This is a genomic window from Frankia sp. AgB1.9 (assembly GCF_016786355.1).
Taxonomy (GTDB): Bacteria; Actinomycetota; Actinomycetes; order Frankiales; family Frankiaceae; genus Pseudofrankia.
Genome location: NZ_JADWYX010000035.1, coordinates 13,473 through 28,367, shown reverse-complemented (window position 1 = coordinate 28,367; position 14,895 = coordinate 13,473). Strand labels below are relative to the sequence as shown.

Below are 14,895 nucleotides of genomic sequence, written 5' to 3'. Positions count from 1 at the left end.
GCGGGAAAGCCGGCGGACCTGCGCGGATGTGGCCTCGCGTTGTCCTCCCGCGCCGCCGGCGTGAATCGGCCCGGCGCGGTCCTAGGGTGGCGCAATGGGGGATTCGATCAGGCAAATACGCAGTGTGGGCAGGCACCGGGCACCGGCGCGGCGGCCCGCCGCCACGTCAGTGGCTTTCGTTCTCGGTGTCACCGTGGCGGCGACGGTGACGTTCGCCGCCTCGCCAGCCCTGGCGGACGGCCCGGTGCCGCTCACCGGCCTGGCGGCCTACCAGCCGTCCCTGGCACCCTGGTACACGCCCGAGCAGGTCGATGACTGCCTGGCGGGCAGCGACGACTGCGTCCCGGTCACCATCGGCCGGATGAGCGCGATCTTCGACGCGCGGGCCGCCGCCTGCGACCACCTGGCGCCGTTCGCGCTGGCCTACCTGCGGACCACCCAGGAGTACCAGACGGTCGCCGCCGAGCCGGGCTTCTTCCAGGACCCGCGTTTCGTCAACGTCGAGGACGCGTTCTTCGCCGCGTACTTCTTCAGCGCGTATGACAACTGGAATGCCGGCGACACGGCGGCCGTGCCACAGGCCTGGCAGATTGCGTTCGGCGCCGCGCGGGACAGGACCATGTCGGGCCTGGGCGACATCCTGCTGGGGATGAACGCCCACATCAACCGGGACCTGCCGTACATCCTCGCCGCGCTCGGCCTTGTCGCCCCGGACGGCAGCAGCCGGCATGACGACCACGAGAAGGTCAACGTCTTCCTGAACATGATCGTCACCTCGCTGCTCGACGAGGAGGCGGCCAGGTTCGACCCCACGGTCAACGACCTGAAGAGCCCGTTCGGCATCACCTATGACGCGTTCATGGCCATCATCGTCGGTTGGCGGGAGAACGCCTGGCTCAATGCGCAGCGCCTCGTCGACGCGCGGACCCCGGCAGCCCGGTCCGCCGTCGCGGCGAGCATCGAGACCGGGTCGGTGGTCCTGGCCCGCTCCGTCCAGGCGAGCTTCGGCTACCCGCCGCTGCTGAACGTCGGGCTGGCCGCGTCCCGGGACCGCTACTGCGCCGCGCACCACGGCTGAGCCGCACCGGCCGCCCGACCCGGGCGAGCCGTCGCGGCCACCCGTCGGCCCAGGCCAGCCGTGGGGAGGTTCGGGCTGGTCAGGTGAGTCGTTGGGCACAAGGCCGGCCGGTTCGCCGGAACTCGGTGCATGATCGACTGGGAGTCCCGGGCGATCGGCGCGGGCCGGGGTGGGCGGGGAGGCACGGCGTGGCGCGCGCGGCGGCCAGGGAGTTCCCGGAGACCAGGATGCGGGTGGGCCCCACGATCCGGGGGGACGGCCTGCGGGTGTCGATGCTCGTCGGCCCGTGGATGAACGGGCCGGACGGCGTGCCGACCGGCGGCTCGCTCGGAGTGATCCTCGACGACGCGGTCGGTGTCGAGGTGCACAACCACCGCCCGCCTGGCACCCACTCGGTCACCACCGAGCTGGCGCTCGACATCGTCGTCCCGCCGCCGTGGTCGGGTCCTGAGTTGCTGGCCACCTCTAAGGTGGCCGGCGTCGGCCCCGCCGACGGGGTGTCCCGGGCCGAGATCCGGGCCGGCGACGGGCAGCTGGTCGCGATCGGCACCGGGCGTAGCCGGTTCGTCCCGGCCGAGGGCATGCACGCCGCTGCAGCCGCCCTCGAGCAGGACCCGCCGCCACGGGTGACGCCAGCCGACCACCGCGACCTGCTGGAGGTCCTCGGCGTCGCCGACCTGGCGGGGGCGCTCACCTTCGACCCCGATCTGACGACCGACGGCGAGATCGCTCGCCAGCACGCCGTCTCCCCGATCCCGGCGCCGCGGCCGAGCGCCGAGGCGCCGCCGCTGGCCGCCCGGCCCAACGGCCCGGCGGGGGCCGCCGTCGCCGTGCTCCAGGCGTCGGTGGCCAGGCTGGTGGTGCCGCCGGTCGAGGCCTTCGGCAACGCGAGCGGCACGATGCACGGCGGCCTGCTGCTGACCTGCTCGGATCTGGCGGCCGCCGGGCTCGCCGGTGCGCTGACGTCGGTGCCAGCGTCGGACTACACGACGTCGGTGCGGATGAACCTGCTGCGACCGGCGGTGCTGACCGCCCCGGTGATCTTCACGGCGAGCGTGGTCCATCGCGGCCGCGCGCTGTCCGTCTACCGGGTCACGTCCCACGGGCCGGCCGGCAAGCCGTACACGGTGGCGACGATCACCCGCGCGGCCCGGCCGGACCAGGCACGCTGAGCCCGCGGCTCCCGCGCGACCGGGTCGGCGCCGCCGACGACGGGTACCGCGCCACCTGACGAGCCCGGCGAGCGTTCGGCCCCGAAAGCCCGGCCCGCCGCCACGGTGGGGGAGTCGCGGCGGCGGGCCGAGGGTCTTTCGCCGGGAGGGAGGACCCGGGGGGACCGGCCCGGGACAGGGGGTCGGGCAGCTCGCACTTCGCCCAACGGCCGGCCGGACGCCCTGGTTCCGGGCCCGCGCGGTCGCCTGCGCGACATCCGGCCGACCCCGGGGCAGGGCTGGGACCAGCCATCATTCTCGGCCGACGGCCAGGAGCCGCCGCGCCGTCGGCGGAGGTCTTGGCGCGCTTTCGGCCGATGACCCGGCGGGTCGCGCCGCCCGGCCCGCGGGACGAATGAGCGGACTTGTGAGCCAAGCCCTTTGTTCACTGCTTGACTGGAGAAGGCCGCCTGCGCAGAGTCGGTGACATGCGGTCGTACTCGTGGCTGACGCGTCGGCGTTACCTCGACTTCGGGCATCTGGCGGCCAGCCGCTGTCGGTGAGCGTCGGCCTGGTTCGCCAGTGCTACACCGGCCGCTGCCCGTGACCACCGCGAAAGGTGGCGCCACCGTGCCCACTTCCGACGCCTCTGTCACTTCCGACGCCTCCGACATTCCCGACGCCGCTGTCCCGCTGTCCGTCCTCGATCTGGCTCCGCTGGTCTCCGGCTCGACTCCGGCCGAGGCCCTGCGCAACTGCCTGGATCTGGCCCGCGAGGCCGAGCGACTCGGCTACACCCGCTTCTGGCTGGCCGAGCACCATCTGACGCCCGGCGTGACGTCGGCCGTGCCGTCGGTCCTGATCGGCGCGGTCGCCACCGCCACCGAGCGGATCCGGGTCGGCTCCGGCGCGGTGCTCACCGGGCACCACACCCCGGTCGGCGTCGCCGAGCAGTTCGGCCTGCTGGCCCACCTGCATCCCGGCCGGATCGACCTGGGCATCGGGCGCTCGAACCTCAACCGCCTCGCCGAGCTGGCGAGCCGTTGGGCCGCGGGCTCACCGACCGCCGGCCCGGCCCCGTCCGACCCCGCCGCCGAGCCGCCGGGCGTGCCGGCGCCCGACGGGAAGGGCCGGATCGTCGACGGGCTGCTCATCCCGAACCAGCCGAAGGGGATGTTCACCCCGGAACGCCTGCCCCGGATCCTGGAGCAGGCGAAGCTCGTCGGGCACCGCGAGGACGAGGGCGAGGACTACCCGGCCTGGATCGGCGCGATCCAGGCGCTGTTCCGCGGTGACGCCCGTGGCTCCGACGGCCAGCCGCTGCGTTCCCCGGCCACCGAGGGCGCGGACGCGCGGATCTGGGTGCTGGCCTCGTCCCCTGGCGACAGCGCGAGGACCGCGGGCGAGCTGGGCCTGCCGCTCGGCGCGAACTACCACGTCGCCCCCTGGGGCGTCCTGGACACGGTGGCCGCCTACCGCGCCGCCTTCCGCCCGTCCGCCGAGCTGGACCGGCCCTACGTCCTGGTCTCCGCGGACGTCGTCGTCGGCGACGACGACGCGCACGCCGCCGAGCTGGCCCGCGGCTACGGCGCCTGGGTGCTGTCGATCCGCGCGGGCGAGGGCGCGATGCCCTATCCCTCGGCGGCCGAGGCGGCGGCCAAGGTGTTGACCGACGCCGAGCGCGCACTGGTCGCCGACCGGGTCGACAGCCAGTTCGTCGGCGGCCCGGAGACCGTCGTGCAGGGCCTGCGGGCCCTGGTCGCCGCGACCGGCGCGGACGAGCTCCTGGTCACCACGATCACCCACGACCACGCCGACCGGGTGCGGTCCTACGAGCTGCTCGCCAAGGCCTGGGCCCAAGCCGTCTGACGCCGACTTCGGTGGTCCCAACTTCGGAGGTTCCCGATGAGCGACCCGATCGGCCGGCGGCAGGTGCACCTGGCGGTGCACTTCCCCGGCGTCAACAGCACCACCGTCTGGAGCGAGCCGGAGTCCGGCAGCCAGATCGCGTTCTCCTCGTTCGCCCATCTCGCCCGCACCGCCGAACGAGCCAAGTTCGACTTCTTCTTCCTCGCCGAGGGCCTGCGGCTGCGCGAGTCCGCCGGGCGGATCTACGACCTCGACGTCGTCGGGCGCCCGGACACGTTCGCCGTGCTGGCCGCGCTCGCCGCCGTCACCGACCGGCTCGGCCTCGCCGGCACGATCAACTCGACGTTCAACGAGCCCTACGAGGTGGCCCGCCAGTTCGCGAGCCTCGACCACCTGTCGGCGGGCCGCGCGGCCTGGAACGTCGTCACCTCCTGGGACGCGTTCACCGGGGAGAACTTCCGCCGCGGCGGCTTCCTCGCCGAGGCCGACCGCTACTCCCGGGCCGAGCAGTTCATGCGCACCACCTGGGAGCTGTTCGACTCATGGAACGGTGACGAGATCGTCGCCGACAAGGCTGCCGGTGCCTTCCTGAAGGACCCGGCCGCTGGTACGTTCGCGCATCGCGACGACCATTTCGACATCTCCGGCCGGTTCAACGTGCCGCGCAGCCCGCAGGGCCGACCGGTCATCTTCCAGGCCGGCGACTCCGAGGCCGGCCGGGAGTTCGCCGCCGCCACCGCCGACGCCATCTTCAGCAGGCACGCCACCTACGACGCCGGCCGCGCCTTCCACGCCGACGTCAAGGGCCGGCTGGCGAAGTACGGCCGCTCGCGGGACTCGCTCAAGGTGCTCCCGGCCGCCACCTACGTCCTCGGCGACACCGACGCGGACGCGCAGGAGCGGGCCCACGTCGTGCGCCGCCAGCAGACCAGCGGCCAGACCGCGCTGCGGTTCCTCGAACAGGTCTGGAACCGCGACCTGTCCGGCTACGACCCCGACGGCCCGCTGCCCGACGTCGACCCGGTCGAGGGCGAGAACACCGTCGTCAGGGGCCGCGCGCAGACCCGGATGTTCGGCGACCGGCTGAAGACCGCGAAGGAATGGCGGGAGCGGGCCGAGGCCGAGAACCTCTCCATTCGCGAGTTCGTCATCGCGGTCAGCGGCCGGCAGTCGTTCGTGGGCTCCCCGGCGACCGTCGCCGAGACCATCAACACGTTCGTCCAGGACGAGGCCTCGGACGGCTTCATCCTGGTCCCGCACCTCGTCCCCGGCGGCCTCGACGAGTTCGCCGACACGGTCGTCCCCCTGCTGCAGGAACGTGGTGTCTTCCGCACCGAGTACACCGGCACGACCCTGCGCGACCACCTCGGCCTGAGCCCGCTGGCCCGTATCGGGTGACACTGGCGGGGTGACCGAGCAGGAGGCGCGCCGGGCGCGGGCCGACGACGTCCCCGGCCTGGCCCGGCTCGCGGATCGGGCCTACCGGCCGTACCTGGCCAGGATGGCGGGCAAGCGGCCAGCGCCGATGGACGCCGACTACGCCCACGCCGTCGGTCACGACGAGGCCTGGGTGATCCCCGGCCCGGACGGCACGGTGCTGGCCTTCGTCGTGTTGGTCCCGGGCGACGGCGAGCTGCTGCTGGAGAACATCGCCGTGGACCCGTCCGAGCAGGGCCGCGGCCTCGGCCGGCTGTTGCTGGACCTGGCCGAACAACGGGCCGTGGCCCTCGGCGCCACCTCGGTCTGGCTGTTCACCCACGCATCGATGACCGAAAACCAGGCGATCTACACCGCGCGCGGCTACGTCGAGACCGAGCGCGGGGCCGAAGACGGTCTTGAGCGCGTTTTCTACCGCAAACGATTGCTGCCTGGCGACATCGCCCCGCACTAGGATGACCGTGACAGGCGCGGCCCACCGGGCGGCGGGGTCCCCGGTCGGCTTCGGCGGCCAGCGGGTACCTGCCAGTAACGATCTGGCCGGTGGGAATAACGCCCGCGTCTGGCCGAGAGGACACGGCCCACCCCGAGGCTCCCGGGCCGCGGATGGCCACAGCTGGCACAGGAGGCGGCATGAAGACGACCCTCGACTGCCCGTGCGGGACCCGAGTCGTCGGCAAGGACGAGGACGAGCTCGTCGAGAAGACCCAGGCGCACCTGCGCGAGAAGCACCCCGATCTCGACTACGGCCGCGACGAGATCCTCTTCATCGCGTTCTGATCGCATGCCGAGCCTGCGGGCACGGCTTCTCGACACGGTCGCCCTCCCGATCCTGCGGGGGCGCTCGTGGACGGCCCGGGACGTCCGCGCGCGGGTCGCGGCCCAGGCGGCGAGCCCGGCGGTGGTCCGGGTGCCGCGGTGGCTGGACCGGTTCGCCCGGCACACGGTCACGGACCACGCCGGCTGGCCGGTCCACGAACTGACCCCACCCGCGGCGCCGACCGGCGGCCAGGCGGCCTCAGGCCCGGTCACCGTGCTGTACCTGCACGGTGGCGGCTACATCGCCGAGCCGGTGTCGTGGCACTGGCTGCTGGTCGCGCGGCTGACCCGGGACGTTCCGGCCCGGGTGGTCGTGCCGCTGTACCCGCTCGCGGGGCGGGGGCTCCCGGCGGACGTCGTCTCCGGCGTTGCCGACCTTCTCGACGAGCTCCTGGGTGAGGCCCGCGCGGCCGGCGGTCGGCTGGTGGTGATGGGTGACTCGGCCGGCGGCGGGCTGGCGCTCGCCGCAGCGCAGGCGGCCCGCGCCCGCGGTCGCCCCCAGCCCGACCGGATCGCGTTGATCTCCCCGTGGCTCGACGTCACGATGACGCACCCCGATCAGCCGGCGATCGCCCGGCAGGACCACATGCTGCGGATCGACGGCCTGGCCGAGGCGGGGCGCTGCTACGCCGGCGCGCTCGATCCGGCCGATCCGCTCGTCAGCCCGCTGAACGGCTCGCTCGCCGGCCTCGCGCCGCTCACCGTGCTGTGCGGGACCCACGACGTCCTGCTGCCCGACAGCCGACGCCTCGTCGCCGGCGCCGCCGAGGCCGGTCTGGTGATCGACTACCACGAGGCGCCCGGCCTGCCGCACTGCTACCCGCTGGCGCCCATCCCCGAGTCCGCCGCCGCCCGCGCGACGCTGATCGCCGCCTGCCGCGCCGACCGCTGAGCCGGTACGGCCGCGCGCCGTCGGCCCGGCCCGGGAGCCGGCGGCGGATCTCACAGGCCGGCTCGCTTGTGTCGCGATCTGAGTTCGAGATATGAACTTATGTGGGTTGATCGTGCCGCCTGGTCGTCGCTGAGCCAGGCGTCGGTCCGGCGGCCGGGGTCGCCGCCAGCAGGAGGCCTGGCCGGCGGCGGCTACCCCGGGCCCGCTCCGGCGGCGCCACGAACGGTTGCCTTCGGGCTGAGCGAGGTGATACGCCGGACTAGAAGCCGCAACCGTCAATCTCTCCGTCGCCTTGATCGCTGTTTTCGCCCTCTGGTGGCTACGAATCAGACCTGATTACGACCTCCGCAGGGTCGAAACAGCGATCAAGGGGGCGCCGGAACCGGGCGGACCGTGTCAGGGGCGGGACTAGAAGCAGGTTTCCGCCGAGGCCCGGCTGGGCCGACGACCGGGTGGCTTTCGGCGAGGCCACCCCCGTCGAGCCGGCATCCACCGTCCCGCTGACCCTGCTGTTCTCCCCGGGTCCCGACCGGCCCCGAGCCCGGAGCCGGACCGCCGGGGCCCTCATCGTCTAGGAGCGCGCGAAGTGTCGCAGTCGATTCCGTTCGTCGAGTACCTGGTTCTCGGCGACAGCCCGCACCTCGTCGCGAACGAGTGCGCCGCCTGTGGGGCCCGGTTCTTCGACCGCCGCAACGCCTGCGCGGCCTGTTTCGGCACCGAGTTCCGCAAGGTCGACGTCGCCACCGAGGGCGAGGTCCGCGCCTTCACGATCGTGTCGCTGGCCGCGCCCGGCATCCCGGTCCCGTTCGTCTCCGCGACCGTCGACTGCGGTGGCACCAGCGTCCGCGCGAACCTGATCAACGTCGAGCCGACGCCCGACGCGGTGCACGTCGGCATGAAGGTCCGCTTCGCGCTGCAGTCCGTCGGCACCGACGAGGCCGGCACCGAGGCCGTCAACTTCGGCTTCGAGCCCCAGCGCTGAGCCCGGGCCGTCCGGCGGCCACGACGCGGCGGCAGCCCGGGGCCGGGCTGCGCCCCCTCAAAGACTTTCACCTCGACATGAGAAGCGGAGCGGCGGAGATGGCCAGCGACGACGTCTGGATCCTCGGCATCAGCATGACCAAGTTCGGCAAGCACCCCGACAAGGACGTCATCGACCTCGCGGCCGAGGCGACGATGGGGGCGCTCGCCGACGCGGGCGTCACCATGCGCGAGATGGGCGTGATGGCGTTCGGCTCGCTGCTGGGCCGGGTCGCCGGCCAGAGCCTGCAGAAGCAGATCGGCCAGACCGGGATCCCGGTCTACAACGTCTCCAACGCCTGCGCGACCGGCGCCACCGCGATCCGGGTCGTCAACATGGCTATCAAGGCAGGCGAGGTCGACTACGGCATCGCGGTCGGCGTCGAGAAGCTGGCCGGGGCGGGCCTGCTCGCCGGCGGCAGCCGGGGCGGCGACGCGAACACGTGGCAGCCCTCGGGCCGGTTCGGCGCCGTCGGCCCGCTCGACGGCCGGATCGGCACCGAGACGATGCCGGGTGTGTTCGCCCAGATCGGCCTGGAGTACGGGCACAAGTACGGCGGCGTCGACTTCGAGCTGTTCGCGAAGATCTCCGAGAAGAACCACGCGCACTCGACGCTGAACCCGCTGGCCTCCTACCAGAAGCGGTTCACCCTCGACCAGATCATGAACGACGTCATGATCGCCTACCCGAACACCCGGCCGATGTGCTCGGCGAACTGCGACGGCGCGGCGGCCGCCGTCCTCGTCTCCGGCGCGAAGCTGAAGACCCTCTCGCTGGAGCAGCAGCGGCGCGCGGTGAAGATCTCCGCGTCGATCCTGACGACCGACCCGTACGAGGAGGCCTGCCAGGTCCTGCCGAACGTCAACACGCTGACCCGGCAGGCCGCGAACCAGGCGTACGAGAAGGCCGGCATCGGCCCGGCGGACCTGGACCTCGTCGAGCTGCACGACTGCTTCGCCACCGCCGAGCTGGTGCACTACGACAACCTGCGGCTGTGCGAGGAGGGCGGCGCGGCCGACTTCTTCAACTCCGGCGCCACCTGGCGCGACGGTAAGACGCCGGTCAACGTCTCCGGCGGGCTGGAGTCGAAGGGCCACCCGATCGCGGCCACCGGGATCGCAAACGTCTGGGAGATCGCGACCCACCTGCGTGGCGAGGCCGGCGACCGCCAGCTGCCGAACGCCAAGGTCGGTCTCGCCCACGTGATCGGCCTCGGCAACGCCTGCGGCGTCCACATCCTGGAGCGCGCCGCGGCCTGACCTGGATCTTCGCCTGACCTAGACCTCCGCGGCCTGGGCGGACCCTCCGGGGACGGTCCGCCCAGGCTCGGTGGCGCGGTCGGGCGAGGTGACGGCGAGCCACGTCCCGACAGCCATGAGCACGCCGGCCAGCGCCAGCCCGACGGCCCGCGGGCCGGTGGCGGCGAGGTGCTCATGGAACACCGCGACGCCCAGCGCCAGGCCGACTATCGGCTCCGTGAGCGTCATCGCGATCAGCGGGGCGGTCAGCGTGTCCTGGAACGACGCCTGGCTCAGGACGAACCCGACGGCGCCGAGCACGGCCAGCGCGTAGAGCGGCCAGCTGGTCAGCAGCCGCCACGGGTCGCCCGCCAGCAGGTCGGTGCAGGCCTTGAGCAGCCCGGCGGTCAGGCCGAAGATCAGGCCGTTGGCCAGGCCGAGGCAGGTCGCCCGCCGGGTCGGCGGCGCGCCCCGGCCGGCGGCCAGCGCGGCGGCGACGAGCACGCCGAGGACCGCCGCCGGCGGCAGCCAGGTCCGCGCGGACGGCGTGAAGGCGCCACCGCGCGGGTCCGCCGCCAGCAGGAACCCAACCAGCCCGACCGTCGCGACCGCCGCCGCCGCGAGATCCCGCGGGTGGGGCCGGCGCCGGTCCAGCGCCGCCTCGAACGGGACCGCGAGGAACAGCCCACCCGTCAGCAGCGGCTCGACCAGCGACAGCGGGCCCAGGGCCAGCGCCGCCGTCTGCAGCACCACGGCACCGCCGTCGCAGATCACCCCGGCCAGCCACAGCGGCCGGCGGGCCAGCCGGGCCACCAGCCGGGGGTCCAGCGCCCCGTACCGCTCCTCCTGGCTGGCGGCGTGATGCTGCAGGGCCGAGGTGGCGCCGAAGGTGGCCGCCGCCAGCAGCGCCAGCAGGATCGCCGGCCAGTTCACCCGCGGCCCGCGCCGGCCCCGGCGGGCGTGAAGTGCTCGGCGAGTGGCCCGACCCGCAGCCCGCGGCCCGCGCACTCCGCCAGCAGCAGCGGCACGGTGCCCAGCGCCGCGTGCCACGACAGCGGTGCCGACGTGCAGTCCGAGTCGTGCAGCAGGACGGTGCCGCCGCCGACCAGGTCCTTGCGGATCGTCGCCAGCACCGACTCCGGCGTCGCCCGCGCCTCCCAGTCCCGGCCCCAGGCGGTCCACAGCACGGGCCGAAGCCCCAGGCGCCGCGCGGCCGACAGCGAGCCCGCGCTCAGCACGCCGTAGGGCGGGCGGAAGTACACCGGCTGCCGCCCGGTCACGTCGGCGATCAGGTCGCGGGCGCGCGCGATGTCGTCGTAGAGCGCGGCCGGGGTCCGGAACGTCGTGTACCGGTGCTCCCAGCCGTGCACCGCGACCTCGTGGCCGGCGTCGACCAGCTCGCGGCCGACCTCCGGGGCGTGCATGAGCATCGAGCCGAGCAGGAAGAACGTCGCCTTGGTCCCCGACTGGGCAAGGGCCGTGATGAAGGCCGGGGTCGACGCCGGGTCCGGCCCGTCGTCGAACGTCAGCGCCACATGGTCGGCCTGGCCGATGCCGGCAAGTCCGGGCAGCAGCCGGGCCCGCAGCAGCGGCCAGGACGTCACGGCCGGGCTCGCGTAGCCCGCCGCGACCGCGGCCACCGCCGCCGCAGCGGCGATCCCGCCCGCCGTCGCGGCCCGGCGGCCCCGGCTCCGGGTGACGATCACGGTGCCGGTGCCGGTGCCGGGCCTGCGGCCGGTCACGTGTGCCTGCTCAGCGTGCCGGCCCGCAGCGTCTGGCCGACGATCAGGCCGTCTCGCTGGGCCAGCGTGACGGTCAGCCCGCAGTCCGGCGCGGCCGGGCATTCGATGAGCACGGTTCCCCCTCGGCCCAGCGGCGGTATCGGTGCCCCGCCCCGGACGCGCGCGTTGGGCACGACGATGGTCTCGTCCAGGTACGACACGGTCGCCAGGTCGACGGCGTCCAGGTCACCGCTGCTCAGGAACGACACCGGCCGGGGCCCGCCCAGCCGGTGGATCGCGAACGCGGTGTGCCCGATCGCCGTGCGCCCGCCGACGAGCCCGGTCCGGTACGGCGTCCCCCCGCCGGCGTTCACCACCTGCAGACCGGAGGTGGCGAGCAGCCTGGCCAGGGCCGGGTCGCGGTGGATCAGGTCGGCGTCGATTGCGACGGCGGCGTGCGCGTCGCGCAGCAAGGCCAGTGTCGCCGGAGTGACGTCGGTGTGCTCGTTCGGGTGGACGACGAGGTAGATCGCCTCCGGCCGCGCGGGGCGGGCCGAGTCGAGGCCGTGCGCGACCGCGATCGACGTCCCGAACGTCGCGTTGAAGCCGAGGAAGCCGGCCGTGGCGGCGGCGAACGCCGCTCGCCTGGGCCAGCGGCGCCGTCCCTCGGCCGCGAGCGCCCGGGACGCCCGGGCCCGGGCCAGCGAGGCCGGCCGGTCCGCGGCGGCGTCCTCGATCGCGCGCCCGAGCACCTCGGACGGGTCGGTCTGGAACAGCGCGAGCCCGGCGGCCCGTTGCCGGCGCCCCCGCGGTCCGTCGACGAGCTCGGCGAGAGCCGGTCCCAGCTCGTCCGGGCGGCGGATCCAGTACGAGACGCCGGCGGCGTGCAGCGCGGCGGCGTTGGCCCGGCCATGACCGGGGATCGACCGGTAGCTGGCGACCGGCAGCCCACTGGCCATCGCCTCCAGCGAGGTGAGCCCGCCGGCGTTCTCCACCAGCACGTCCACGGCTCGCATCAGCCCCGGCATGTCGGACACCCAGCCGAGCGGATGACCGAGCCCCGCCTGCGCCAGCCTGGCACGCAGGGTCTCGTTGCGCCCGCAGACGATCACCGGTGTGGCGGCGCCGGTCGCGACGATCTCGGCGGCCGTGCGCTCCACGTCGCCGACACCCCACGAGCCCGCGACCAGCAGGGCGAGCCGCCCGCCCGCGGGCAGCCCGAACCGTTCCCGGGCCTCGGCGCGGCCCGCCGCGGTGACCGGGCCGAACCTCGGTGAGACCACCGGGCCGGTCACCACGATCCCGGCGGCGCCGAGCGCCCGGGCCTGGGCGGCACTGACGTCGTGCAGCACGTAGTGCGCGTCGATGCCGGGCGCGACCAGCAGCCGGTGCACCGAGAAGTCGGTCAGGAAGGTGAACGCGGGCACGGGCAGCAGCCGTTTGCGGCGCAGCCTGCCGATCACCTGGCCGGCCAAGGGGTAGGTCGCCAGCACCGCGACGGTGTCGGCGGGCAGCAGGGCGAGCAGCCGGGGCCGGAACGGCGCGAGCACCGTCCGGCTGAGCAGCGAGACCCCGCGCGGGACCGCCGCGACCCAGAAGAGCACGGTGTACAGCCAGGGCGCGCGGAACAGCATCGTCTCGTAGGCGTTGCGCATCCCGGTCCCGAGCAGTCGGCCCAGGATGTCCAGGAAGTCGTGGACCTCGACCTCGTAGCCGCGGGCGCGCAGCAGCCGGGCCCATTCCCGGGCGGCACCGTCGTGGCCCGCGCCGACGCTGCCCGTGATGACGACGACGCGACCTGCGCCCGTGGTCATCGCCGGCTCGGGCTCTGTCGGCTTGGGGCCCGTCGGCTCGGGCCTCGCCGGCTTGGAGGCGTCGTTCACGGCCTGGCCGCTCTTGGCACGACCCATCTCACAGCGAACCTCCAGGAAGCCGGCCAATGCGCAGTGAGCCGGTATCGCACTTTAGGTGTCGGCTCCGTGCCGTGGCGACTGGTCGCGCGCTGAATGTCAGACGGACGACAAATCCGCGCGCCACCCTGGCGATACCGGCGTCATTTCCACCGGCGTGTAGCAGTGAATTACCACTGCGATGTCGAAGAAGGCACATTGTCGCCCCGGTCGGCGACGCACGGTTGACACGCGAGTGGCTAGCGGGTGGCGACCGGGCCACCGCGCCGTTTCCAGCGGAGCGCGCGACCGGGCGCGGCTGATGCCGCATCCGACGACCTCGGCCCGTCGCGGCGCCGACTTGATCGCCGTCTTGGCCCTCTGGTGGTCGTGAATCGGTGCCGGTCGCAACCACCTCGGGGCCAAACTCGCGATCATGGTCTGGGGTGCGGCGCGGGGGTGGCGTCGCGGGCCCGGCACCAGCCGGTCCGGACGGGCCCGAGTGCTAACTGACGGCGACGCGGGCCGGCGAGGCCGCGATCGTCGGCGGCGCGGTCCCGCTCCGATCCCCAGACATGATCGCCGTTTGCGCCCTCAAATGGCTGCGGGAAGGCCCGATTCACGACCACTTGAGGGCCAAAACTGCGATCACTTGCCGGGATGACCTTCGCGGTCCGGCGAGAGCCGCGGCATCGTTCCCGTAAAGGGCGCGCTGTCACGGTTCCCCGGCCGCCGAGGCGCTGGAGTGGTCGGTCGGGGTCGTGGGCTGGCGGGCCGTTGGGATGGGGCCGCTGGTGTAGAGGCGGGTGATGACGTCCTCGATGGCGGGCTCGCGGATCGAGAGGTCGACGACCGGGTAGCGGGCGGCGAGCTCGGCGATGAGCGGGGCGGCGCTCGCTGTGGCCGGGAACGACAGCCACTGACGGGGGCCGTCGACGCGGACCACCCGCGCGCCCGGGGTGGTGACGAAGACCGCAGGCACCGGGCCGGGCAGGTCGACGATCAGCGTGCGGTCGCCGCCGAGGCGGTCGCGCAGCGTCGCGAGGTCGCCGTCGAAGCCGAGCCGGCCGTGGTCGATCACGAGCACCCGGCGGCACAGCTGCTCGATGTCCGCGGTGTCGTGGGTAGTGAGCATGATGGTCGTCCCGTGCTCGCGGTTCGTCTCGGCCAGGAACGAACGCACCGCCGCCTTCGAGACGACGTCGAGGCCAATCGTCGGCTCGTCGAGGTAGACGATCGTGGGGTCGGGCAGGAAGGCCGCCGTCAGGTCGCCGCGCATCCGCTGCCCGAGGGACAGCTGCCGGACCGGGGTCGCCAGGAACGGGCCGAGGTCCAGCAGGTCGACGAACCGGTCCAGGTTGGCCCGGTACCGGTCGACCGGGACCCCGTAGAGGTGGCGAACCAGCTCGAAGCTGTCCCGCAGCGGCAGGTCCCACCACAGGGTGGACCGGTGCCCGAACACGACGCCGATCCGCCGGGCCAGCGCGAGCCGCTGGCGAGCGGGGTCAAGGCCGGCGACCCGCAGCCGGCCCGCCGTCGGCGTCAGGATGCCGATCAGCATCTTGATCGTGGTGCTCTTCCCGGCGCCGTTCGGCCCGAGATAGCCGACCATCTCGCCGGCTCGCACGGTGAACGACACGTCGCGGACCGCGTGGACGTCGAGCCGTTGGCGGCGCAGCCCCCGCCCCACGACCCGACGGCGCTGGACGAAGGTCTTCGTCGCTCCCTCGACCTCGATGACGACCAGCCGGTCACCGCCTTCGTCGGCTGTCATGCGATG

The 14,895-nt window shown here is 73.7% G+C and carries 13 protein-coding genes; 9 read left to right on the top strand and 4 right to left on the bottom strand.

What is annotated here, in order from left to right; all coding sequences use genetic code 11:
• The first annotated feature begins 193 nt into the window (after positions 1 to 193).
• From I6A60_RS16015 to I6A60_RS15975, 9 genes are all read left to right on the top strand, one after another.
• A complete protein-coding gene (locus tag I6A60_RS16015) occupies positions 194 to 1,078 on the top strand; it encodes a DUF5995 family protein (protein ID WP_307873705.1) in 885 nt (294 codons plus the stop codon).
• A 188-nt stretch (positions 1,079 to 1,266) separates the two neighbouring features.
• Positions 1,267 to 2,250 carry a PaaI family thioesterase gene (locus tag I6A60_RS16010; protein WP_307873704.1) on the top strand — a complete coding sequence of 328 codons (984 nt, stop codon included), beginning with the start codon at positions 1,267 to 1,269 and terminating at the stop codon, positions 2,248 to 2,250.
• Positions 2,251 to 2,859: 609 nt separating this feature from the next.
• On the top strand, positions 2,860 to 4,098 hold the full coding sequence (locus I6A60_RS16005; RefSeq protein ID WP_307873703.1) for an LLM class flavin-dependent oxidoreductase: 1,239 nt from the start codon (positions 2,860 to 2,862) through the stop codon (positions 4,096 to 4,098).
• 36 nt (positions 4,099 to 4,134) lie between these two features.
• Positions 4,135 to 5,496, top strand: a complete 1,362-nt coding sequence (locus I6A60_RS16000) for an NtaA/DmoA family FMN-dependent monooxygenase (RefSeq protein WP_203022933.1) — start codon at positions 4,135 to 4,137, stop codon at positions 5,494 to 5,496.
• A 10-nt stretch (positions 5,497 to 5,506) separates the two neighbouring features.
• Positions 5,507 to 5,989 (top strand): GNAT family N-acetyltransferase, encoded by a 483-nt coding sequence (locus tag I6A60_RS15995; protein ID WP_203022934.1) that lies wholly within the window; start codon positions 5,507 to 5,509, stop codon positions 5,987 to 5,989.
• Between the two features lie 179 nt (positions 5,990 to 6,168).
• On the top strand, positions 6,169 to 6,315 hold the full coding sequence (locus I6A60_RS15990; protein WP_013424930.1) for a DUF1059 domain-containing protein: 147 nt from the start codon (positions 6,169 to 6,171) through the stop codon (positions 6,313 to 6,315).
• 4 nt (positions 6,316 to 6,319) lie between these two features.
• Complete coding sequence (locus I6A60_RS15985) at positions 6,320 to 7,246, top strand: alpha/beta hydrolase fold domain-containing protein (protein WP_203022935.1); 927 nt, start codon at positions 6,320 to 6,322, stop codon at positions 7,244 to 7,246.
• Between the two features lie 586 nt (positions 7,247 to 7,832).
• On the top strand, positions 7,833 to 8,228 hold the full coding sequence (locus I6A60_RS15980) for a Zn-ribbon domain-containing OB-fold protein (protein WP_203022936.1): 396 nt from the start codon (positions 7,833 to 7,835) through the stop codon (positions 8,226 to 8,228).
• Positions 8,229 to 8,326: 98 nt separating this feature from the next.
• Positions 8,327 to 9,526: a thiolase family protein gene (locus tag I6A60_RS15975; protein WP_203022937.1), complete on the top strand. Its 1,200-nt coding sequence runs from the start codon at positions 8,327 to 8,329 to the stop codon at positions 9,524 to 9,526.
• Positions 9,527 to 9,544: 18 nt separating this feature from the next.
• On the opposite strand, the gene I6A60_RS15970 is transcribed toward I6A60_RS15975, so the two are convergent.
• The 4 genes from I6A60_RS15970 to I6A60_RS15955 form a co-directional block, all read right to left on the bottom strand.
• Entirely contained in the window at positions 9,545 to 10,438 is an 894-nt protein-coding gene (locus tag I6A60_RS15970) for a DMT family transporter (RefSeq protein ID WP_203022938.1), read from the bottom strand.
• Complete coding sequence (locus I6A60_RS15965; RefSeq protein WP_203022939.1) at positions 10,435 to 11,247, bottom strand: polysaccharide deacetylase family protein; 813 nt, start codon at positions 11,245 to 11,247, stop codon at positions 10,435 to 10,437. Before I6A60_RS15965 ends, I6A60_RS15970 begins: the two co-directional genes overlap by 4 nt.
• The gene (locus I6A60_RS15960) at positions 11,244 to 13,136 is read right to left on the bottom strand and encodes a hypothetical protein (RefSeq protein WP_203022940.1); all 1,893 of its coding nucleotides are present in this window, start codon (positions 13,134 to 13,136) and stop codon (positions 11,244 to 11,246) included. The genes I6A60_RS15965 and I6A60_RS15960 overlap by 4 nt, the downstream gene beginning before the upstream one ends.
• A gap of 694 nt (positions 13,137 to 13,830) precedes the next feature.
• On the bottom strand, positions 13,831 to 14,889 hold the full coding sequence (locus I6A60_RS15955; protein WP_203022941.1) for an ATP-binding cassette domain-containing protein: 1,059 nt from the start codon (positions 14,887 to 14,889) through the stop codon (positions 13,831 to 13,833).
• Positions 14,890 to 14,895: the final 6 nt, after the last annotated feature.

Bases quoted from the DNA above. Each gene is read 5' to 3' on its own strand.
- I6A60_RS15985 (WP_203022935.1), top strand. From the start codon at position 6,320: ATGCCGAGCCTGCGGGCACGGCTTCTCGACACGGTCGCCCTCCCGATC.
- I6A60_RS15960 (WP_203022940.1), bottom strand. From the start codon at position 13,136: ATGGGTCGTGCCAAGAGCGGCCAGGCCGTGAACGACGCCTCCAAGCCG.
- I6A60_RS15990 (WP_013424930.1), top strand. From the start codon at position 6,169: ATGAAGACGACCCTCGACTGCCCGTGCGGGACCCGAGTCGTCGGCAAG.
- I6A60_RS16000 (WP_203022933.1), top strand. From the start codon at position 4,135: ATGAGCGACCCGATCGGCCGGCGGCAGGTGCACCTGGCGGTGCACTTC.
- I6A60_RS15975 (WP_203022937.1), top strand. From the start codon at position 8,327: ATGGCCAGCGACGACGTCTGGATCCTCGGCATCAGCATGACCAAGTTC.
- I6A60_RS15955 (WP_203022941.1), bottom strand. From the start codon at position 14,889: ATGACAGCCGACGAAGGCGGTGACCGGCTGGTCGTCATCGAGGTCGAG.